Origin of the sequence: Verrucosispora sp. TAA-831, from assembly GCF_050780145.1 — a bacterium.
GTDB lineage: Bacteria > Actinomycetota > Actinomycetes > Mycobacteriales > Micromonosporaceae > Micromonospora.
The window spans coordinates 4,451,474-4,473,201 of the sequence record NZ_CP192240.1 but is presented as its reverse complement, the minus strand read 5'-3'; the positions used below and the strand labels follow the sequence as shown (position 1 = coordinate 4,473,201).

General features: G+C 74.9%; 5 protein-coding genes and 1 pseudogene. 5 read left to right on the top strand and 1 reads right to left on the bottom strand.

All coding sequences use genetic code 11. The annotated features are described in order from the left end of the window. Positions 1–13 precede the first annotated feature (13 nt). The 3 genes from ACQVFL_RS19895 (at position 14) to ACQVFL_RS19885 (ending at position 19,043) form a co-directional block, all read left to right on the top strand. A complete protein-coding gene (locus ACQVFL_RS19895; RefSeq protein WP_431727287.1) occupies positions 14–1,195 on the top strand; it encodes an FAD-dependent oxidoreductase in 1,182 nt (393 codons plus the stop codon). A gap of 33 nt (positions 1,196–1,228) precedes the next feature. Further along, positions 1,229–18,526 (top strand): SDR family NAD(P)-dependent oxidoreductase, encoded by a 17,298-nt coding sequence (locus tag ACQVFL_RS19890; RefSeq protein WP_431727286.1) that lies wholly within the window; start codon positions 1,229–1,231, stop codon positions 18,524–18,526. Positions 18,527–18,635: 109 nt separating this feature from the next. Beyond that, positions 18,636–19,043, top strand: a complete 408-nt coding sequence (locus ACQVFL_RS19885; protein WP_431727285.1) for a winged helix-turn-helix transcriptional regulator — start codon at positions 18,636–18,638, stop codon at positions 19,041–19,043. A gap of 409 nt (positions 19,044–19,452) precedes the next feature. Here ACQVFL_RS19885 and ACQVFL_RS19880 read toward each other — a convergent pair whose 3' ends face one another. Continuing rightward, positions 19,453–20,190 carry a thioesterase II family protein gene (locus ACQVFL_RS19880; RefSeq protein ID WP_431727284.1) on the bottom strand — a complete coding sequence of 246 codons (738 nt, stop codon included), beginning with the start codon at positions 20,188–20,190 and terminating at the stop codon, positions 19,453–19,455. Positions 20,191–20,308: 118 nt separating this feature from the next. Here ACQVFL_RS19880 and ACQVFL_RS19875 point away from each other — a divergent pair, with 118 nt between their 5' ends. Continuing rightward, positions 20,309–21,043 (top strand): AfsR/SARP family transcriptional regulator, encoded by a 735-nt coding sequence (locus ACQVFL_RS19875; protein WP_431727283.1) that lies wholly within the window; start codon positions 20,309–20,311, stop codon positions 21,041–21,043. 110 nt (positions 21,044–21,153) lie between these two features. Beyond that, positions 21,154–21,710: pseudogene (locus tag ACQVFL_RS19870) on the top strand (carboxyl transferase domain-containing protein); the annotation flags it as partial. Between the last annotated feature and the right edge of the window lie 18 nt (positions 21,711–21,728).

The following is a 21,728-nucleotide window of genomic DNA, read 5'->3' as shown; positions in this document are numbered from 1 at the left end:
CTGGGGAGAGACGATGAAGGCGGTAATCATCGGCGCTGGCGTCAGCGGCACGCTGACGGCGGTCGGGTTGGCCCGTGCCGGGCACGACGTCGAGGTGTACGAGCGCGCGACGCAGCTGCGCGACGGCGGCAACGGCGTGATGGTCTGGCACAACGGCACCGGCATCATGAAAGACCTGGGGCTGCGGCTGGACGGGCTGGGGCAGCGCATCGACGCGGCCGACGTCTGGTCATACGACGGCCGCCCCCTGATGCGTACCGACATGACCGCGATCGCCGACGATCTGGGCACACCCGGCCTGGGGGTGATGCGGGGCACCGTGATGGAACGCGCCGTCGAGGCCCTGCCTCCCGGCGTGCTGCGGTTCGGCAAGCGCTGCGTGCGGATCGAGGAAACCGCGTCCCGTGCCGTCGCCCACTTCGACGACGGCACCACGGCCGAGGGCGATGTGCTGATCGGCGCAGACGGTTACCGGTCGGTGGTGCGCCGCCACCTGATGGGCGACGTGCTGCCGCGCGCCATGGGCCTCGCCTCGTGGCACGGCACCACAAAAGCGCCCATCACCATGGATTCCGAACACGTCGTGCCCACCTACTACGGCAAGGTCGGGCTCTGCACCATCCACCCGGTCGGGCCGGGCCTGATCCACTGGGCGTTTGAGGTGCCGTGGACCGGCGCGCTGCGGCACATCCCCGCCGGGCGGGAGACGGCCGACGCCGCCGAGGGTACGTCCAGCGGCTCCCGGCTCGCCGCGCTGCGTCGCGATTTCGGCGGCTGGGCCGCACCCGTGCGGCAGCTACTCGACGCGCTGACCGAGGACGACATCGCCATCGCGCCGCACCTGCTGCACCGGGTCGACCGGCCGTGGGGCCGCGGACGTATCACGCTGGTCGGCGACGCCGCCCACGTGGTGCCGCCCCGCATCGGCATGGGCGTCAACCAGGCACTCGAGGACGCCTGGGTGCTCAGCCGTACCACCACCGCGGCGGCCGCCGACCCGCAGGGGGCTCTGCGCCGGTACGAGCAGGTCCGTCGGCCGCGCGCCAAGCGCATCCACTCCACCGCCCGGATGATGCAGCGCGCCAACCCGCTGCTGCTCCTGCTGCGCCGCACCCGCAAGGGCGTCGACGGCACTAAGATGCTGCGCTCCAACATCGTGCGCGGCAGCAGCTTTCTCAACGACGACGTGCGCTGAGCCTCTTTCCGCTTCGACCATCGGGAGACCCAGGTGCCGCGTTCCGAGCCGACCCGAGCACTGCCGCAGCTGCTGCTGGCCAACGCCGGGCGCTTTCCCGGCAAGGTGGCCTACCGCGACGACACCCGCAGTGTCGGGTACGCGGAGCTGGCACAGCGGACCGGGCGGGCCGCGGGGCACCTCGCCGCGCTCGGGCTCCGCCGAGGGGACCGGGTGGTGCTGATGCTCGGCAACACCGTCGCGCAGGTGGAGGCGTACCTGGCCGTGCTCCGTGCGGCCGGAACCGGTGTGCCGGTGAACCACCTGGCCACGGTGGACGAGCTGGCGTACCTGGTCGCGGACAGCGGTGCCCGCCTGGTGTTCGCCGAGGCGGGACGGGCGGCCGAGGTGCGTGCGGCGCTGCCGGCCGGCGTGACCGTGGTGTCCGGCGGCGCCGAGTTCGAGCGGCTGGCCACCACCGATTCCGGCGTGGCGCCCCGCGACGACCTCGGCCTCGACGAGGTGGCGTGGATGCTCTACACGTCGGGGACCACCGGACGGCCCAAGGGTGTGCTCTCCACCCAGCGCAGCTGCCTGTGGTCGATCCGGTCGTCGTACGAGCCGCTGCTGGGCCTGCACGCCGGCGACCACCTGCTGTGGCCGCTGCCGATGTTCCACAGCCTCTCGCACATCCTGGCCGTGGTCGGGGTGACCGCGGCCGGCGCGTCCGCGCGGATCCTGCCCGGGTTCGCCGCCGAGCAGGTCGCCGCCGAGCTGACGACCGGCGGCTACACGGTGCTGGCCGGGGTGCCGACCATGTACCACTACCTGACGCAGGAGGCCCGGCGCGGCGCGGTCCGGGTGGACGGCCTGCGGGTGTGCCTGTGCACGGGCGCCGTGGCGAGCGCCGCGCTGCGGGCGACGTTCCTGGATGCGGTGGGCGTCCGGCTGCTCGACAGTTACGGCAGCACCGAGACGTGTGGCGCGATCACCATGTCGCCGCCGCAGGCGCCGGTGCCGGACGGCTCCTGCGGTCTGCCGGTGCCGGGCCTCGACGTGCGGATCGCCGACCCGGAGACCGGCGCGGAGGCGCCGGCCGGGGCGGAGGGTGAGGTGTGGGTGCGCGGACCCAGCCTGATGCTCGGCTACCACGAGCGGCCCGAGGCGACCGCGGAGGCGCTGCGCGACGGCTGGTACCACACCGGTGACCTGGCCCGCCGGGACGCCGCGGGGCACCTGACGATCAGCGGCCGGATCAAGGATCTGATCATCCGCGGTGGGGAGAACATCCACCCCGGAGAGATCGACGAGGTGTTGCGCGAGATTCCCGGCGTGACCGACGCGGCCGCCGCCGGCGAACCCGACGAGGTGCTCGGCGAGCAGCCGGTCGGTTACGTCGTGCTCGACGCCGCCGAGTTCGACGTGTCCGCGGCGTTCGCGACGCTGCGGGCGCGGCTGTCCTACTACAAGGTGCCGGTCGCGCTGTACGCCGTGGAGGCGATCCCGCGCACCGTCTCCGGCAAGATCACCCGGCACCGGTTGGCCGGGACACCCGCCCGCCTGCTCGGTGTGCACGGCCGTACCGACTCGTTGTTCCGGCTCACCTGGACGCCGGCCGAACCGGCCCGGGGCGCCGCCGCGGTCCGTGCCGGTGACGTCCTCGACCTGACCCCGGCGCCCGATCCGGCCGGGGTCCGCGACATCGTCCTGCGTGCCGCCGAGCTGCTGGAGCAGCGACTGGCCGGCGCCACCGGACGGCTGACCGTGGTGACCCGCGGCGCCGTCGCGGTCCGGCCCGGGGAACTGCCCGAGCCGACCGCCGCCGCGGTGCACGCGATGGCGGCGGCGCGCGCGGGCACCGTCGGCGACCGGATGGTCCTGGTCGACGTCGACGACCCGGACGCCGCGGTCGCCGGGCCGGCCGGCGAAGCTCGGCTGGCCGTCCGGGGCGGTCATTCCTACGTGCCGCGCCTGGTGCGGGCTGCCGCTGACGGCATCCCGGCGTTCCCGCCGGACGAGACCGTAGTGGTGACCGGCGCCCGTCGCCGGGAGGTCGCGCAGCACCTGGCGGCCCGGCACGGCGTGCGCCACCTGGTCGTCGACGGCGAACCGGACGGCGTGGCGGACGCTCTCGCCGGCCTCGGCGCCACGCACGGCCGGGACGCGAACAGCCGGGTGGCGGCGATCGTGCACACCTCCGCCGACGAGGACCCGGACGAGGTGTGGGAGCTTCACCGGGCGCACAGCGAGCCCGGCGGACCGGCGCTCGTGCTGTTCACCACCGCGGCGCCGGCGCTGGGCGTCCCGGCGGAACCGGAGCGGGCGGCCGCGGCCGGTTTTGCCGGCGCGCTCGCCGTCCGCCGCCGCGCCGCCGGACTGCAGACCGTCACCCTGGCCCGGGGCCCGGCGCCGGACGACGATCTCGCCGCCTGGCCCGGCGGGTGCGCGCCGCTCACCCCGGCGCAGGCCCTGTCGCTCTTCTCGGTCGCCATGATGTCCCCCGAACCGGAGCTGCTGCCCGTCGCCATCGACGTCGCGGCCCTCGGCGAGGTGGTGCCACCCGTCCTGCGGGCCCTCGCGCCCACGGTGGCCGACCGGCTCGGCGACCTCTCCGAGCAGCAGGCCCTCACCGTCGTACTGACCGAGACGTCCGCTGTGCTCGGCCTGTCCGGCCCGGCGGACGTACAGCCCGGCCGGACCTTCCAGGACCACGGCCTCACCTCGGCGACTGCGGTGGAACTGCGCAACCGGCTGATCGCCGCGACCGGCCGGCCCCTGGCGGCGACGGCGGCGTTCGACCACCCGTCCCCGCAGGCGCTGGCCCGGCACCTGGCCGGCGGCGAGTCCGCGACCGCGCCGGCCGAGCCGCCGGCCGACCCGGCGGAGTCGATCGCCATCGTGGCGATGAGCTGCCGTTATCCCGGTGGGGTCGGCACACCCGAGGAACTGTGGGAGCTGATCACCGAGGGCCGGGAGGCGATGACGGCCTTCCCCGGCGACCGCGGCTGGGACGTCGACGCGCTCTACCACCCCGATCCGGATCACCCGGGCACCAGCTACGTGCGCACCGGTGGTTTCCTGACCTCGGCCGCCGCGTTCGACGCCGAACTGTTCGGCATTTCCCCGCGCGAGGCCCTCGCCATGGACCCGCAGCAGCGGCTGCTGCTGGAGATCAGCTGGGAGGCGTTCGAACGCGCTCGGATCGATCCGCTGAGCCTGGGCGGCAGCGGGGTCGGCGTGTTCGTGGGAGCGATGTTCCACGACTACGCCACCCGGCTGGACCGGGTGCCCGGCGACGTCGAGGGCTTCCTCAGCACCGGCACCGCCGGGAGCGTGCTGTCCGGCCGGATCGCGTACGCCTTCGGCCTGCAGGGCACGGCCGTCACCGTCGACACCGCCTGCTCGTCGTCGCTGGTCGCGCTGCACCTCGCCGCTCAGGCGCTGCGGCAGGGCGAGTGCTCGCTCGCGCTGGCCGGCGGTGTCGCCGTGATGGCCACGCCCGCGCCGTTCCTGGAGTTCAGTCGGCAGCGCGCGCTCGCCGCCGACGGCCGGTGCAAACCGTTCGCGGCGGCCGCCGACGGCACCGCGTGGGGCGAGGGCGCCGGCATGATCGTCCTCGAACGGCTCAGCGACGCGCAGCGTCACGGCCATCCGGTCCTGGCGGTGCTGCGCGGGTCGGCGGTCAACCAGGACGGCGCCAGCAACGGGCTGACCGCGCCGAACGGGCCCGCGCAAACCCGGGTGATCCGGCGGGCCCTCGCCAGCGCCGGGCTGGAGGCGGCGGACGTGGACGCGGTGGAGGCGCACGGCACCGGCACCCGGCTCGGTGACCCGATCGAGGCGTCGGCCGTGATCGCCGCCTACGGACCGGGCCGGCCGGCGAACCGGCCGCTACGGCTCGGCTCGGTGAAGGCGAACATCGGGCACACGCAGGCGGCCGCGGGCGTGGCCGGCGTGATCAAGATGGTGCTCGGCATGCGGCACGGGATCCTGCCGCGCACGCTGCACCAGGACGCGCCGACGCCGTACGTGGACTGGTCGGCCGGTACCGTGGAACTGCTGCCGGAGACCGTGTCGTGGCCGGTCACCGGCCGCCCACGCCGCGCTGGTGTCTCATCGTTCGGCGTCAGCGGCACCAACGCGCACGTGATCCTGGAGGAGGCGCCGCAGGATCACCCCGCGACCCCCACGGCCCCCGCAGACCTCGCACCGGAACTGTCCGGGCCGACCGCGTGGATGCTGTCCGGCAACTCGCCCGAAGCGTTGCGGGCACAGGCCGAGCGGCTGGCCGCGTTTGCCGGGACCGGATCCCCGGATCTCGCCGGCATCGCGGCGACCCTGACCACCGGCCGGGCCCGTTTGGAGCACCGGGCCGGTGTGATCGGCCGTGACCGCGAGGACCTCGTCGCCGGGCTGCGCGCTCTGGCGGCCGGCGCGGAGGCTCCCGGCGTCGTCACCGGCGTGGCGACCCGCACGCCGATCGCCTTCGTCTTCCCCGGCCAGGGCACACAGTGGCCAGGCATGGTGACGGAGCTGCTGGCGACCTCACCGGTGTTCCGGGCCAGCGTCGAGGAGTGCGACGCCGCCCTGCGCGAGTTCCAGGACTGGTCCGTGCGGGACTTGCTGGCCGGTGCGGACGGCGCGCCGTCGATGGAGCGTACCGACGTGGTCCAGCCGGTGCTGTTCACCACCATGGTGTCGCTGGCGGCACTGTGGCGGTCCGTCGGGGTCGAGCCGGCCGCGGTGGTCGGGCACAGCCAGGGCGAGATCGCCGCGGCGTACGTGTGTGGCGCTCTTAGCCTGCGCGACGCGGCCCGCATCATCGCGTTGCGCAGCCAGGCCGCGCAGCGGGCGATGGCCGGCGCCGGCAGCATGACCTCGATCCTGGCCCCCCGCGAGGAACTGGAGCGGCGCCTACCGCAATGGGCGGGCCGGCTGTCGATCGCGGCCATCAACGGTCCCGCGGCCGTGACCGTCGCGGGCGACCGGGACGCGCTCACCGACCTGGAGGCCGAACTGGAGGCCGACGGGATCCGGGCCCGGCGCATCCGCGGCATCGACCTCGCCGCTCACTCCCCGCAGGTCGACGCGGTGCGCGAGGAACTGCTGCGGGTGCTCGCCCCGGTCACGCCCGGCCCCGCACCAGTGGCCTTCTACTCGACCGTGACCGGCGGGCCAGGGGACACCACCGCGCTCGACGGCGACTACTGGTTCCGCAACATGCGAGAGATCGTGGAGTTCGACCCGGCCGTGCGGGCGCTGGCCGCCGACCGGATCACCACCTTCCTGGAGATCAGCACCCACCCGGTGCTGCAGGCGTCGATCGAGTCGGTGCTCGACGACGCCGGGGTGCGCGGGCCGGTGCTGAGCACCCTGAAACGCGACGAGGGCGGCCTGGCCCGGGTGACCGCCGCGCTGGCCGAGGCGGACGTCGCCGGTGTCGACGTGGACTGGACTGCTCTGCTGCCGCCGGACACCCGCCGGGTGGATCTGCCGACCTACGCGTTCCAGCGGCGCGACTACTGGCTGCTGCCGGCGCCGGCCGCAGGCGACGCGGCCGGCCTGGGCCTAACCGCCGCCGGCCACCCGCTGCTCGGCGCGGCCGTCGAGCAGGCCGGCGGGCGGGGAGTGCTGCTGACCGGCCGGCTCTCCGCGGCGACCCACTCCTGGCTGTACAGCGAGCCGGCGCCGGTCGAGGTGCTCGTCGAGATGGCGCTGCGCGGCTGCGACGAGGCCCACTGCGAACGGCTCGGCACGTTCACCGTCGAGGCGCCGCTGCCGTTGAGCCCGACGACCGCCACACGGGTGCAGGTGACCGTCACCGAGCCGGACGACGACGGCCGGAGCACGGTGGAGATCTTCGCCCGGCGCGACGACGACACGGCGTGGACGCGGCTGGCGCACGGGATGGGGGAGCGGCACACCGGACCGGTCGCTGCGGCGGGCGAGGGCGACACGATCGAGGTGCGCCTGCCGGACGACGTCGAGCCGCCGGCCGGTTTCGGCATCCACCCGCACCTGCTCGCGGCCGCTCTTCGCGCGGCGACGCCCGATCCCGGCGCGGTGGCGACCGAGTGGCGCGACGTCGTGCTGCACGCCACCGGCGCGACCGATCTGCGGGTGCGGCTCACGCCGGGCCAGGCCGGTGGCTGGTCTCTCACCGCCACCGACGGCGCCGACCAACTCGTTCTCACCGCTTCGGCGGTACGCCTGGGCACGCTCGCCGCGGCCGATCCCGCCGTCAGTGGCCTGTACCGGGTGGCCTGGACCGCCCTGCCGCAGGTCACGCCGGGTGAGCCGCCAGCCGTCACCGACGTGCCCGCCCTGCTTGCCGACCCCGCCGCGGAACTGCCCGCCACCGTGGTCCTCGACGTCCCGGCGCGCCCCGACGACGAGGTGGCGCCCGCGGTGCACGAGGCGCTGCGCGTGATCCAGACCTGGCTGACCGACCCGCGAACCACCACCGTGCCCCTGGTGGTGCTGACCCACCGCGACGATCTGCCCGGCGCCGCGGTCGGTGGCCTGGTGCGCTCGGCGCAGTCGGAGGAGCCGGGCCGGCTCGTGCTGGTCGACATCGACGACACCCCGGCCTCCCGGGTGGTGCTGCACGCCGTCGTGGGCACCGGCGAACCGGAGCTGGCGCTCCGTGACGGTGTGCTGACCGTGCCGCGCCTCGTCCCGGTGACAGCAGCCGACGATCCGGCGCCGGCCCCGACCTCGGAAGGCGGCCCGGCTCCGGTGGACGGCCCGGCTCTGACAGGCGGGACGGCCCTGATCACCGGTGGCACCGGCGCGATCGGCCGCCTGGTGGCCCGCGACCTGGCCGCCCGCGGAGAGGTGGCACACCTGCTGCTGGTCGGACGTCGCGGCGCCGACGCGCCCGGCGCGCCGGAACTGGCGGAGGAACTGCGCGACCTCGGCGTTGGCGTCACCGTGGCCCGGGCCGACGCCGCAGACCGTGCCGCGCTGGCCGCCGCGATCGCCGCCGTCCCTGCCGAGCACCCGCTGACCGTCGTGGTGCACGCCGCCGGCGCCCTGGACGACGGCGTCGTCGGCGCTCTGACCCCGGAACGGGTCGACACCGCACTGCGCGCCAAGGTCGACGGCGCGCGGCACCTGCACGAGCTGACCGCCGGGCTCGACCTGCGCGAGTTTGTGCTGTTCTCGTCGATCGCCGGCACCGTCGGGACCGCCGGGCAGGCCAACTACGCCGCCGCCAACGCGTTCCTGGACGCCTTCGCCCGGTCCCGCCACCGGCAGGGCCGGCCGGCGTTGGCCGTGCCGTGGGGGCTGTGGGCCGAGCGCAGCGAGCTGACCGGGCACCTGTCCGCGTCGGACCTGCGCCGCATCGGTGGCGGCGGCATCGCCCCGCTGACGGCCGACCACGGTCTGGCGTTGTTGCGCGCGGCCCGGGCCGGCGCCGAGCCGGTCGTGGTGGCCGCCGACTTCGACGTCGCCGAGCTGCGCGAGCTCGCCGCGGCGGGGACGCTGCCGGCGGTGCTCAGCGACCTCCCCGGCACCCGTGCCCGGCGGGTCGCGGCGGCCCGCTCGACCGCCGGCCCCGGGCTGGCCGACCGGCTGGCGGCGCTGCTGCCGGCCGAGCGGCGCGCACCGGTCGAGGACCTGGTCCGCGAGCATGCGGCGGCGGTGCTCGGGCACGACTCGCCGCGCCGGCTGTCGCTTACCCGGACGTTCAAGGACCTCGGCTTCGACTCGCTGACCGGCGTGCAACTGCGTAACCGGCTGCGCGCCGCCACCGGCCTCACCCTGGGCGCCACCCTGGTGTTCGACCACCCGACCGGCGAGGCCCTGGTCGCCCACCTGCTGGGCGAGCTGACCGGCGCACCGGCCGGCGCCGCGGCCCCGGTCCCGGTCACCGTGGCGGACGCCGACGACCCGATCGTGATCGTGGCGATGAGCTGCCGTTTCCCGGCCGGTGTCCGGTCGCCGGAGGAGCTGTGGCAGGTGCTGGACGACGGTGTGGAGGCGGTCGGCGGTTTCCCCACCGACCGTGGCTGGGACCTGGACAGCCTCTGGTCGACCGAGCCGGGCCGGCCCGGGACGACCACCACCCGGACCGGGGCGTTCCTCTACGACGCCCCGGACTTCGACGCGGAGTTCTTCGGCATCTCCCCGCGCGAGGCCACCGCGATGGACCCGCAGCAGCGGATCCTGCTGGAGACCGCCTGGGAGGCCGTGGAGCGGGCCGGCATCGACCCGGTGGCGCTGCGGGGCAGCCGCACTGGCGTGTTTGTCGGCGCCAACGGGCAGGACTACGTGACGTTGATGCAGGGCGCCGAGCGCGGTGGCGAGGGCTACCTGATCACCGGCAGCGCCGCCAGCGTGATGTCCGGCCGAATCGCGTACCAGCTCGGTCTGGAGGGCCCGGCCGTCACCGTGGACACCGCCTGCTCGTCGTCGCTGGTCGCGCTGCACTTGGCCGCGCAGGCGCTGCGGGCCGGCGAGTGTGACCTGGCCCTCGCCGGCGGCGTCACGGTCCTGTCGACGCCCGGCGCGTTCATCGAGTTCAGTCGGCAGGGCGGGCTGGCGCCGGACGGGCGCTGCAAGACGTTCGCCGCTGCCGCCGACGGCACCGGCTGGGGTGAGGGCGCCGGGATGCTGCTCGTCGAGCGTCTCTCCGACGCCCGCCGGCGTGGCCATCGCGTCCTGGCCCTGCTGCGCGGCTCGGCGGTCAACCAGGACGGCGCCTCAAACGGCCTGACCGCGCCGAACGGTCCTTCACAGCAGCGGGTGATCCGGCAGGCGCTGGCCAACGCCGGACTCTCCACGGCCGACGTCGACGCGGTCGAGGCACACGGCACGGCCACCGTTCTCGGCGACCCGATCGAGGCGCAGGCGCTGCTCGCCACGTACGGGCAGGACCGGCCAGCGGACCGGCCGCTGTGGTTGGGCTCTGTCAAGTCGAACATCGGGCACACCCAGGCCGCGGCGGGCGTGGCCGGCGTGATGAAGACGGTGCTGGCGCTGCAGCACGGCGTGCTGCCCCGCACGCTGCACGTGGACGAGCCGACCCCGCACGTCGACTGGTCGGCCGGGGCGGTCAGCCTGCTGCGGGAGGCGGCGCCGTGGCCGGAGACCGGCCGCGCGCGCCGGGCCGCCGTCTCGTCGTTCGGTATCAGTGGCACGAACGCCCACGTGATCCTGGAGCAGGCAGGCCCGGCCGAGGACCCCGAGGCGGCGCCGGAGCCGGTCGACCGGCCCCTTCCGTGGGTGGTGTCGGCGGCGACCCCGGCGGCGCTGCGGGACCAGGCGCGGCATCTGCTGCGCTACACCGTTGGGGACAGCCCACACCGGCCGGTGGACGTCGCCCTGGCGCTGGCCACGACCCGGACCGGACTGCGGCATCGCGCCGCGGTGACGGCAACCGACAGCGTCGGCCACCGGGCCGGGCTGATGGCGATCGCCCGGGGTGAGTCGTCCGGCGGGGTGGTCACCGGAACGGTGGAGGAGGAAGCTGGTCCGCTCGGGTTCCTGTTCACTGGGCAGGGCAGCCAGCGCGCCGGGATGGGGCGGGACCTGGCCGCGGCCTATCCGGTCTTCGCGGCCGCACTGGACGATGTGCTGACCCACGTGGACGCGCACCTCGACCGGCCGCTGCGGGAGCTGATGTTCGCGGACGAGGAACCGCTGCTGGACCAGACCGTGTACACACAACCGGCGATCTTCGCGTTCGAGGTGGCGCTCTACCGGCTGCTGGAGTCGCTGGGCGTACGACCGGCGCTGCTGGCCGGGCACTCGGTGGGCGAGTTCGCCGCGGCGCATGTCGCCGGAGTCCTCTCCCTGGCCGACGCCGCTCTGCTGATCACGACGCGGGCCCGGCTGATGCAGCGGCTCGACCGGGCCGGTGCGATGGCCTCGGTGGCGGCGACCGAGGCGGAGGTCCACGCCGACCTGCCGGCCGGCGCGGACGTGGCGGCGGTCAACGGCCCGGAGTCGGTGGTCGTGTCCGGCGACAGCGACGTGGTGGACGCCGTCGTCGCGCTCTGGTCGGATCGTGGCCGGCGCACCCGGCGGCTGCGGGTCAGCCACGCCTTCCACTCCTGGCACATGGACGAGATCACCGAGGAGTTCCGGGCCGTCGCACAGACCGTGGCGTACGCCGAGCCGGCCGTCCCGATCGTCTCCACCCTGACCGGGCGCCCGGCCACCGGCGACGACCTGCGGACCGCCGACTACTGGACGCGGCACCTGCGGCTCGCCGTCCGATTCGCCGACGCGGTCCGGGCCGTCGAGGCTGCGGGCGTACGCACGTTCGTCGAGGTGGGCCCGGACGCGATCCTGTCCGGGGCGGTCGGCGCCTGTTTGACCGGCGCGGAGCCGGCCGTGGTGGTTCCGGCCCAGCACCCCCGGCAGCCGGAGGCCGTCGCGGTCGCGGCCGCACTGGCCCGTCTGTGGGTGCACGGCCACGCCTGGGACACCGGCGCGGCCTTCGACGGGCTCGGCGCGCGGCCGGTGGAGCTGCCGACGTACGCGTTCCAGCGGCGCCGCTACTGGTGGGCGACACCAGCGGCTGCCGCTTCCGAGAACGAGCCGTGGTGCTACCAGGCGCTCTGGCGCCCGCTGCCGGAGCCGGTCGGTCTCGCCGCCGAGGGGACCTGGCTGGTCGTCGCCGAGGACGGCGGACTGGAGCCGGCCACCCGGGCGCTGACCGCCGCCGGCGCCCGGGTGGTCACCGACCCGGCCGACGCCGAACCGCTGGCCGGCGTTCTCTGTGCGCTGGACCTGCCGAAGACCGTCGCGCTGTTGCAGACCCTGCACGACGCCGGATCGACGGCGCGGGTCTGGTCGGTGACGTTCGGCGCGATGTCCACCGGAGCCGGTGACCGGGTCGCAGACCCGGTGGCCGCGCAGGTGTGGGGGCTGGGCCGGGTGGCCGCCCTCGAACTGCCGCAGCTGTGGGGCGGTGTGGTCGACCTGCCGTCCGCACCGGGCGAGCGGGTCTGGCAGCGGCTGATCGCCGTGGTGACCGGCGGCGCTGGCGAGGACCAGGTCGCAATCCGCGACGCGGGCGTCTTCGGGCGGCGCCTGGTGCGTACGCCCGCCTTCGCCGAGCCGGAGCCGACGCCGGTCCGCCCGGCGGCCACGGATGATGAGCGCCAGGCACGGCGGGTGAACGGGACCATTCTGATCACCGGCGGCACCGGCGGGCTCGGCGCTCAGCTGGCCCGCCGGCTCGCCGCGCACAGCACCCAGCACCTGCTGCTGGTCAGCCGGTCCGGGGAGGCGGCGCCCGGCGCGGCCGAGTTGCGCGCCGAGCTGACCGGGCTCGGCGCCGCGGTGAGCGTCGCCGCGTGTGACGTGACCGACCGGGAGGCGGTCGCCGCGCTGCTGGCGTCGATTCCGGCGGACCGGCCCCTCGCCGCGGCGGTGCATGCCGCGGGCGTGCTCGACGACGGGGTGATCACGTCGCTCACCCCGGAGCGCCTGGACCGGGTGCTGCGGGTCAAGGTGGACGGCGCCCGGCACCTGCACGAGCTGACCGCCGGGCAGCGTGTGGGCGCGCTGGTCCTGTTCTCCTCGTTCGCGGGCGCGGTGGGCGGGGCCGGCCAGGCCAACTACGCCGCCGCGAACGCGTACCTGGATGCCCTGGCCGAGCAGCGTCGCGAGGACGGCCTGCCGGCCACCGCCGTGGCCTGGGGGCCGTGGGCGGGCGCCGGCATGGCGGCGGGCGCGGTCGGCGAGCGGCTGGCCCGCGACGGGGTCCGGCCGATGCCGCCCGAGCGCGCCCTGGCGGTGCTGGAGCGCCTCGTGCAGTGGGGCGGCCCGTCGACCGTGGTCACCGACCTCGACGTGGACCGGTTCGCGGCCTCGTTCACCGCGGTGCGGCCGAGCCCGCTGCTCGCCGAGCTGGCGCCGGCAGCGGCGGCGCCGCGCGTCGAGGAGACCGCCGTCGTCCGTCCCACCACGGCGGCGGAACTGCTCGCGCTGGTGCGGTTCGAGGTGGCCGCAGTGCTCGGGCACGGCGGGCCGGGCGACGTGGACCCGAACCGGGCGTTCCAGCAGATCGGATTCGACTCGCTGACCGCGGTGGAGCTGCGCAACCGGCTCGCGACCGCGCTCGGCCGAACGCTGCCGGCGACCGCCGTCTTCGACTATCCGACCCCGGCGGCGCTGGCGGACTTCCTGCACCGCGACGGGGACGATGGACGGCAGACGGCCACGGCCGTCGCGGTGCTGGTCGACGAGCCGATCGCCATCGTGGGCATGGCCTGCCACTTCCCGGGCGGGGTGCGTACACCGGACGAGTTCTGGCGCCTGCTGAGCGGCGGCGGTGACGCGATGGCGCCGTTCCCCGCCGACCGTGGCTGGGACCTCGACACCCTGTTCGACCCGGACCCCGACCACCCCGGCACCACGTACGCCACCGTGGGCGGCTTCCTGCACGGCGCGGGCGAGTTCGACGCCGGGTTCTTCGGCGTCTCGCCGCGTGAGGCGATCGCGATGGACCCGCAACAGCGGCTGCTCCTCGAAGCCGCCTGGGAGGCCGTCGAACAGGCGGGCATCGACCCGGCGACGTTGCGGGGCACCGACACCGGCGTGTTCGCCGGCACCAACGGCGGGCACTACGCGGCCCGGCTGCGCGACGTGCCGGCGGAGGTGGAGGGCTATCTGGGCACCGGCAACTCGGCCAGCGTGACCTCCGGCCGGATCGCCTACACGCTCGGCCTCGAGGGGCCGGCTGTCACCATCGACACGGCCTGCTCGTCCTCGCTGGTGGCGATCCACTGGGCCGCCCAGGCACTGCTGCGCGGCGAGTGCCGGCTCGCCCTGGCCGGCGGCGTCACCGTGATGGCCTCGCCGGAGCCGTTCGTCGACTTCAGCCGCCAGCGAGGGCTGGCGCCGGACGGCCGGTGCAAGGCGTTCGCCGGCTCGGCGGACGGGACCGGCTGGGGTGAGGGCGCCGGGGTGCTGGTGCTGGAGCGGCTCTCCGACGCGCAGCGGCTCGGCCACCGCGTGCTCGCCGTGGTGCGCGGCTCGGCCGTCAACCAGGACGGCGCCAGCAACGGCCTGACCGCGCCGAACGGCCCGTCCCAGCAGCGGGTGATCCGGCAGGCCCTGGCCAACGCCGGTGTCGAGGCTTCCGGCGTGGACGTGGTCGAGGCGCACGGCACCGGCACCCGCCTCGGCGACCCGATCGAGGCACAGGCGCTGCTGGCGACGTACGGCCAGGACCGTGACCGGCCGCTGTGGCTCGGCTCGGTGAAGTCGAACATCGGGCACACGCAGGCTGCGGCAGGCGTCGCCGGCGTGATCAAGATGGTCCTCGCCATGCACCACGACCTGCTGCCGCAGACGTTGCACGTCGACGAGCCCACCACCGAGGTCGACTGGACCTCAGGGGAGGTGCGGCTGCTCACCGAGGCGCAGCCCTGGCAGCGCAACGGCCACCCGCGCCGGGCCGGGGTGTCCTCGTTCGGCATCAGTGGCACCAACGCCCACGTCATCCTCGAGGAGGCGCCTCCCGCCGAGGCTCCTGTCGAGGCCGCCGACCGGCCGGTGCCGGTGCTGCTGTCCGCGCGCACCGACGACGCGCTGCGCGCTCAGGCCGACCGCCTGCGCCGCCACCTGCTCGACCGGCCCGACCTGCCGCTGACCGGCGTCGCCCGGGCCCTGGCGCTGACCCGCTCGGCGTTCGACCGGCGCACCGCGATCACCGCCGCCGACCGCGACGAGCTGCTCTCCGGCCTGCGTACGGTCGCCCGCGTCGGGCGGGGCGCCACCGTGGCCGGTGCCCGGGTGGCGGTCCTCTTCTCCGGTCAGGGCTCGCAGCGGCCGGGCATGACCCGGGAGCTGTACGCCACCCAGCCGGTCTACGCCCAAGCCCTCGACGAGGTCTGCGCCCGCTTCGACGAGGTGCTCGACCGGCCCCTGCGCCCGGTGATCTTCGAGGAGGGGGCCCTGCTCCACCAGACCGCCTACACCCAGGCGGCGCTGTTCGCCGTCGAGGTCGCTCTCTACCGTCTGATCGAGTCCTGGGGCGTCGTGCCCGCCTACCTCGTCGGCCACTCGATCGGCGAACTGACCGCCGCCCACATCGCCGGGGTGCTCGACCTGCCGGACGCGGTCCGCCTGGTCGCCGCCCGCGGCCGGCTCATGCAGGAACTGCCGCCCGGCGGTGCCATGGTGGCGGTGCAGACCACCGAGGACGAGGCGAGGGCTCTGATCGGCGACGACCCGCGGGTGAGCGTCGCGGCGGTCAACGCCCCGTCGGCGATCGTGCTCGCCGGCGAGGAACAGGCCGTCCTGCCGATCGCCGAGCGGCTGACCGCGGCCGGGCACAAGACCAAGCGGCTCACCGTCAGCCACGCGTTCCACTCCGCGCTGATGGACCCGATGCTCGAGGAGTTCCGTCGGGTCGCCGCTGCGGTGGCGTACGCCCAGCCGTCCCTACCCGTCGTGTCGAACGTCAGCGGCGCACTCGCCGGGCCGGGCGATCTGACCACCGCCGACTACTGGGTCCGGCACGTGCGGAACACGGTGCGGTTCGCCGACGGGGTCGCCGCCCTGGACGCCGAGGTCTACCTGGAGATCGGCCCCGGCGCCGCGCTCACCCCGATGGCCGCCGAGACCCTCGACGGACGGGACCGCCTCGTGCTGCCGCTGCTGCGGGCGGACCGCCCGGACGGGGTCGGCGTCGCCGAGGCGGTGGGCCGGCTGTGGTCGCACGGTGTGCCCCTGGATCTCGCCGCCGTGCTGCCCGCCGGCGATCCCGCGCCCATCCCGACGTACGCCTTCCGCCGCGAGCACTTCTGGCTGCTGCCGGACGCGGGTGGGCACTCGCTGCTCGGCGCGCCCGTCGCGCTCGCCGACGGCAGCGTGGTGCACTCCGCCCGGATCAACGCGGGCTCCTGGCTCGCAGACCTCACTGTGGACGGCCGCCCGGTCCTACCCGCCGGCGCGACCACCGATGCGCTGCTGCACGCGGCTGCGGAGGCCGGCTGCACCGGGCTCGCCGACCTGACCGTGGAAGCGCCGTTCGTGCTGTCCGCCCGGGGCGGCGCCGAGCTGCAGATCCGGGTGATGGAGCGGGACGAGGGCGGGTACCGGGCGGTCAGCCTGTACGCCCGCCGCAGCGGTGTGGACGGGTGGACGGTGTGCGCTTCCGGTCGGGCTTCCGCGGTTGCGCCCACCGTGTCCGCTGATACCGGGTGGCTGCCCGCCGGCGCCGTGCCGGTCCCGCTGGACTTCGAGCACGACCGTGTGGGCTGGGGGCCCGCCCAGCGGATCGTCACCGCGGCCTGGCGCGCCGGCGACCGGGTCTACGCGGACCTGAGACCCGGCGGCGCGCCCGGAGCGGCGCTCACCGCGTTGTCCCTGCTGACCGGCCGTGGCCTGGTGGGCAGCGGGCAGGAACTCCAGCGGCTGTCCACGGCCGCGCCGCAGCGGCTGCGGTTCCGGGTCGTCGGCGACGCCGTCACCGACGTGGAGCTGCTCGACGACACCGGCCGGCTCGTGCTGCGCGCGGCCCGGGTGACGTTCGCCGAGCCCCCGTCCGACCTGGCCGGCGACGACGGCCCGGAATGGCTGTACCGGGTGAGCCTCGTCCCGCACCGGCTCGCCGGGCCGGTCGCGGACGCACCGACCGCGGTGACCGTCGAGGACCCGGCGGCGCTCGATCCGGCCGCTTCCTTGCTCGTCCTGCCGGTCGGGACGGCACCGGGTGAACCCGGTGCGTCCGCGGCGCGCGAGGCGACGACCACGGTGCTGTCCGTCGTGCGCCGTCTGCTCGCCGACGACGGTCGAGCAGGCACGCACCTGGTCGTGCTCACCCGCGACGCGGTCCCCGCCGCATCCGGCGCCCCGGTCGACCCCGCCCACGCCGCGGTCTGGGGCCTGATCCGCGCCGCCCAGGCCGAACAGCCCGGCCGTTTCTCGCTGGTCGACGCCGACGACACGGTGCCGGCGCACGATCTGGCGGCCGCGCTCGCCGACCCGGAACCGCAGCTGGTGCTGCGCGGCGGGCAGGCGTTCGTGCCGCGCCTGGTGCCGGCGCCGGTTCCGGCGGCGCCCGCGTTCACCGTCGACCCGGCAGGCACGGTGTTGATCACCGGAGGCACCGGCGGCCTCGGCCGCGAACTTGCCCGGCACCTGGTCGCCTCGGCCGGGGTGCGCCGGCTGGTGCTGGCCGGCCGACGCGGGGCCGACGCCCCCGGCGCCGCCGAGCTGCGCGACGACCTGACCGCCCTGGGCGCCGAGGTGACCCTGGCCGCCTGCGACCTTGCCGACGCCGCTCGGGTGCGCGAGCTGGTCGCCGGGATCTCGGCCGACCATCCGCTCACCGCCGTCGTGCACGCCGCCGGCGTCAACCGGGACAGCGTCATCGCGGCCATGACCGACGAGCAGGTCGACGAGGTGTTCCGCGCCAAGGTCGATGCCGTGCTCAACTTGCACGCGGCGACCCTGGACGCCGACCTCGGCGCGTTTGTGCTGTTCTCGTCGGCCTCCGGCATCCTGGGCGGGCCGGGCCAGGGTAACTACGCGGCCGCGAACGCCTTCCTGGACGCGTTCGCCCAGTACCGCGCGGCGCAGGGCCGGCCGGCGCTGTCGCTGGCCTGGGGTCTGTGGGAAGCCCGGGCCGGGATGGCCGGCAAGCTCACCGACGCGGACCTGCGCCGGATGCGCCGTGGCGGTATCGCGCCGCTGGCGACCGCCGACGGCCTGGCCCTGTTCGACCGGGCCCTGCGGACCGGTGAGCCGGCGCTGGTGCCGGTCCGGCTCGACGTGGCGGCGCTGCGTTTCGCCGCCCGCACCGCGCCGGTCAGCCCGCCGCTGCGCGACCTGGTCCCGCACCAGCTCGCGCCGGTCGTTTCGTCGGCTCCGTCCCTGGCCTCAGCTCTTGCCGGGCTGTCGGCCGCTGACCGGGACCGTGCGCTGTCCGATCTGGTCCGCACCTGCACCGCGACCGTCCTGGGGCACGCCGGCCCGGCCGCGGTCGACCCGGACCGCGGCTTCCTGGAGCAGGGCCTCGACTCTCTGACGGCGGTGGAGCTGCGCAACCGGCTGGCCGTGGAGACGGGGCAGAAACTGTCGGCGACCGTGGTGTTCGACCATCCGTCGCCGGCCGAGCTGGCCGCGCACCTCGGCGACCTGCTGCCCCGGGGGGCGGCGGACCCGGTCGGCCCACTGGACCTGCAGTCCGCACTGGACCGGATCGCCGTGGCGCTGGGAACGGCCGAGCCGGGCGAGCCCGCAGAGATCACCCGGCGTCTCGAACAGCTGCTACGGGCCTGGGAAGGACGGTTCCCGCAGGAGACGGCCATCGACCTGGAGTCGGCATCGCTGGACGAGGTGCTCGGCTTCATCAACGACGAGTTCGGTTACTCTCAGTGAAATTCGCTGGGCGTGCGTTGGGTCGGTGTTGTCCTGGTTCGGCGGCTACCATGTCGCTACAGCGAGCAATCTTCGTCGTGCCCCGCGATCGAGGGAAGAAGGTCGTCCGATGTCCGCACCGAGCACCGCAGTGACCTCCCTGGCGAGCGCCGATCTGCCGATGCCCGTGCCCGCCGAGGAGTACGACCGCTGCCCCGTCACCGACGTGGTGCGGTTGATGAGCGACAAGTGGTCGATGATCGTCCTGGTGCTGCTGGGTCGCCGGCCGCACCGCTTCAACGAGCTGCAGCGCGGCATCGACGGCATCAGCCACCGCATGCTCACCCGCACCCTGCGCGGCCTGGAATCCTCGGGTCTGGTGCACAGGCGGGTGCACGCTACCGTCCCGCCGCGCGTGGAATATGCGCTCACCCCGTTGGGGGAGAGCCTGCTCGAACCCTTGTCCGGCCTCGCCGACTGGGCGGTCCGCAACTGGCCGGAGATCACCGCCGCACGCAGCCGTGTCCCGGTGAGCTGACTCGGGCTTCTCCCCGTCATCGGGTGTCGTAGGTGCTCCGTGCCCGCTCCACCGCTGGGAGACGACCGAGCACGCGATCTCGGGGTCCGCTGATCGTTGCAGGCGCCCTCCGCCACGCTGGACGATCCTGTGCCCCGGCGGCTTGGCCTACAACGCCTTCGCCTGGGCCGACCCGGTTCGGTACGGCCGGACGGTGGCCGCACCCTTCGGCGACGTCGGCCCGCCGTCAGATGCTGGCGTTCATACCACCGCCGCCGGTGGTCGGAGGCACCCTGGCGATCCTCAGCGTCCCGGCTGGACGCGAGCAGCTGATCAGCCCCGACGTGACGCAGGTGCTGGGCCGGCCTCCGCGGCCTTCGCCGAGTGGGCCGCGCGCACCATCGACGCCTTCCGCTGACGCGCGGAAGACCTAGAGAGTCAGCGACCGGGCGATCACGTCGAGGACCACCGGGCGGTGGTCGTTGAGGTAGAAATGCCCGCCCGTCATCGTGTGGACGGTGCCGCCCGCCGTCGTGTGGTGGCGCCACGCGTCGGCCTCGTCGGCGGTGGTCCTCGGGTCGGCGTCGCCGGTCAGCACCGTCACCGGGGCGGCGATCGTCACGTCCGGGGGGCAGCGGTACGTCTCGATCGCCCGATAGTCGTTACGGATCGTGCGCAGCACCAGCGCCCGCATCTCCGGGTCGGCAAACGCCCGGCTGTCGTACCCGTCCAGCGCCGTCAGCTCGGCGATGACACCGGCGTCGTCGAGCGTGTGCACCCGCTCGTCGCGCCACCGTGACGGTGCCCGCCGCCCGGAGGCGAACAGGCGGCGGGGAGTGACCCCGAGACGCTGCTCCAGCAGGCGTGCCACCTCGAAGGCGACCGCGGCGCCCATACTGTGCCCGAACAGGGCGACGTCGTCGCCGAGGTCCGGCTCTGCGGCGAGCGCCGTGAACACCCCCTCGGCGAGCCCGGCCACCGAACCGGCGAACGGCTCGTGACGGCGGTCCTGGCGGCCCGGGTACTGCACGGCGAGGACCGCGACCCGCGGGGCCAGGCCGGCCGAGAACGGGAAGAAGAAGGTGGCGCTGCCACCGGCGTGCGGCAGGCAGACCAGCCGCGGCGCGCCCGCCTTCGCGGGATGGAAACGGCGGATCCAGGAGGTCATGCCGTCAGGATGCCGCGCACCGCTTAACCGGCCGGTTAGGGGTGGCAGTGGGGTTGTTCACCTCGTGAGCCGCTCCCTAGCGTCTCCCGCATCGGGGAGAGAAACCGAGGGGAAGACCATGCGCTACGAGGTGCTGGGTCCGCTGCGGGTCCTGGGCGCGGCGCCGGGCACGGCGCTCAACGCCTACAAGGTCAGGGTCCTGCTCGGCGTGCTGCTCACCCGGGCCGGGCACGTCGTCGCCATGGACCGGCTCATCACCGACATCTGGGACGGCGGCCCGCCGCGTACGGCCGTCGGCGCGGTGCACGTCCACATCTGCCGGTTGCGGCGGCAACTCGGCGACGGCGCGATCACCACCACACCGCGCGGCTATCGGATCAACGTCGACGAGTTCGACCTGACCCTGTTCCGCGATGCTGCGAAACGGGGCCGGGACCACGCGGCGGCAGGTCGCCACGCGCAGGCCGTCGACGACCTGGGAACCGCGTTGGCGCTGTGGCGGGGGCCGGCGCTCGACGGGCTCACCGACAACATCGCCCTCGGCGGGTTCAGCGCCTCCCTCGACGACGACCGGCTGGCCTGCGCCGAGGCGTACGCCGACTCCGGTTTGATCTTGGGACGGCATCGGGAGATGGCCGGCACGCTGCGACAGCTCGTCGTCGAGCACCCGCTGCACGAGCCCCTACACCACCGGCTCATGATCGCGTTGCATCTCTCCGGACAGAAGACGGAAGCCCTGATGGCGTACGCCTCGGCGAGCGCGATCCTGCGTCGCGAAATTGGCCTGGAACCGGGCCGGGAACTGCAGTCGCTGTACCGCGAGATCCGCCACGAACTCGTCCCCGCCGCCTGAGCCGCGGCCCACACCACGACAGCAAGGCGGTCGCCGACATGACCCCGCTCAGCGAGCCTCCGGTCACGATCGACCCGCGTGACCCGGTGCTCCGGACGGAGCAGCGGCTCGACCCGGGCACACTCGGAGGCGCACGCGCTGCGGCGGGCCGGGCAGATCGTCGGCCACCTCGCCTCGCCCGGCTGGTTCGACCGGGCCGCTCGGTCGGCGTGCCGCTGCGGGTCCTCGTGGACGTGCCCGGCTACCTGCCCGGCGTCGCACAGGAGTGGTGCGGTGGGGCGCGAAGCTGCTCTACGCGTTCGGCGAGGCGGTAGTGCCGCCGGTCACGCTCGTCACCGGCAAGTCGTACATCTCGATGGACTCCCGGTCGCTCGGCGCCACCGGCGTCTCGCCTGGCCGGAGGCCGAGGTGGCGGTGATGGGCGCGCAGGCGGCGGTCGGCGTGCTGCACCGCGAACGGCTCGCCGCAGCCGAGCCCGAGGCGCGGGAGGCGCTGCTGGCCGAGCTGGTCGCCGCACACTAGCGCGAGTCGGGTGGGGTGACCCACGGTCTCGCCGTCGGCGTGGTCGACGAGGTCATCGTGCCGGTCACCAGCCGCCGCCAGATGGCGCAGGAGCTGGCGGGGCGCGCCGGCCGGGCGCCGCCGGCACGGGAACATCCCGCTGTGACCGCATCGTAGGGGTTGG

Excerpts from the sequence above, each read along its gene's own strand:
- ACQVFL_RS19895 (WP_431727287.1), top strand. The coding sequence starts at position 14 with ATGAAGGCGGTAATCATCGGCGCTGGCGTCAGCGGCACGCTGACGGCG.
- ACQVFL_RS19885 (WP_431727285.1), top strand. The coding sequence starts at position 18,636 with ATGTCCGCACCGAGCACCGCAGTGACCTCCCTGGCGAGCGCCGATCTG.
- ACQVFL_RS19880 (WP_431727284.1), bottom strand. The coding sequence starts at position 20,190 with ATGACCTCCTGGATCCGCCGTTTCCATCCCGCGAAGGCGGGCGCGCCG.
- ACQVFL_RS19875 (WP_431727283.1), top strand. The coding sequence starts at position 20,309 with ATGCGCTACGAGGTGCTGGGTCCGCTGCGGGTCCTGGGCGCGGCGCCG.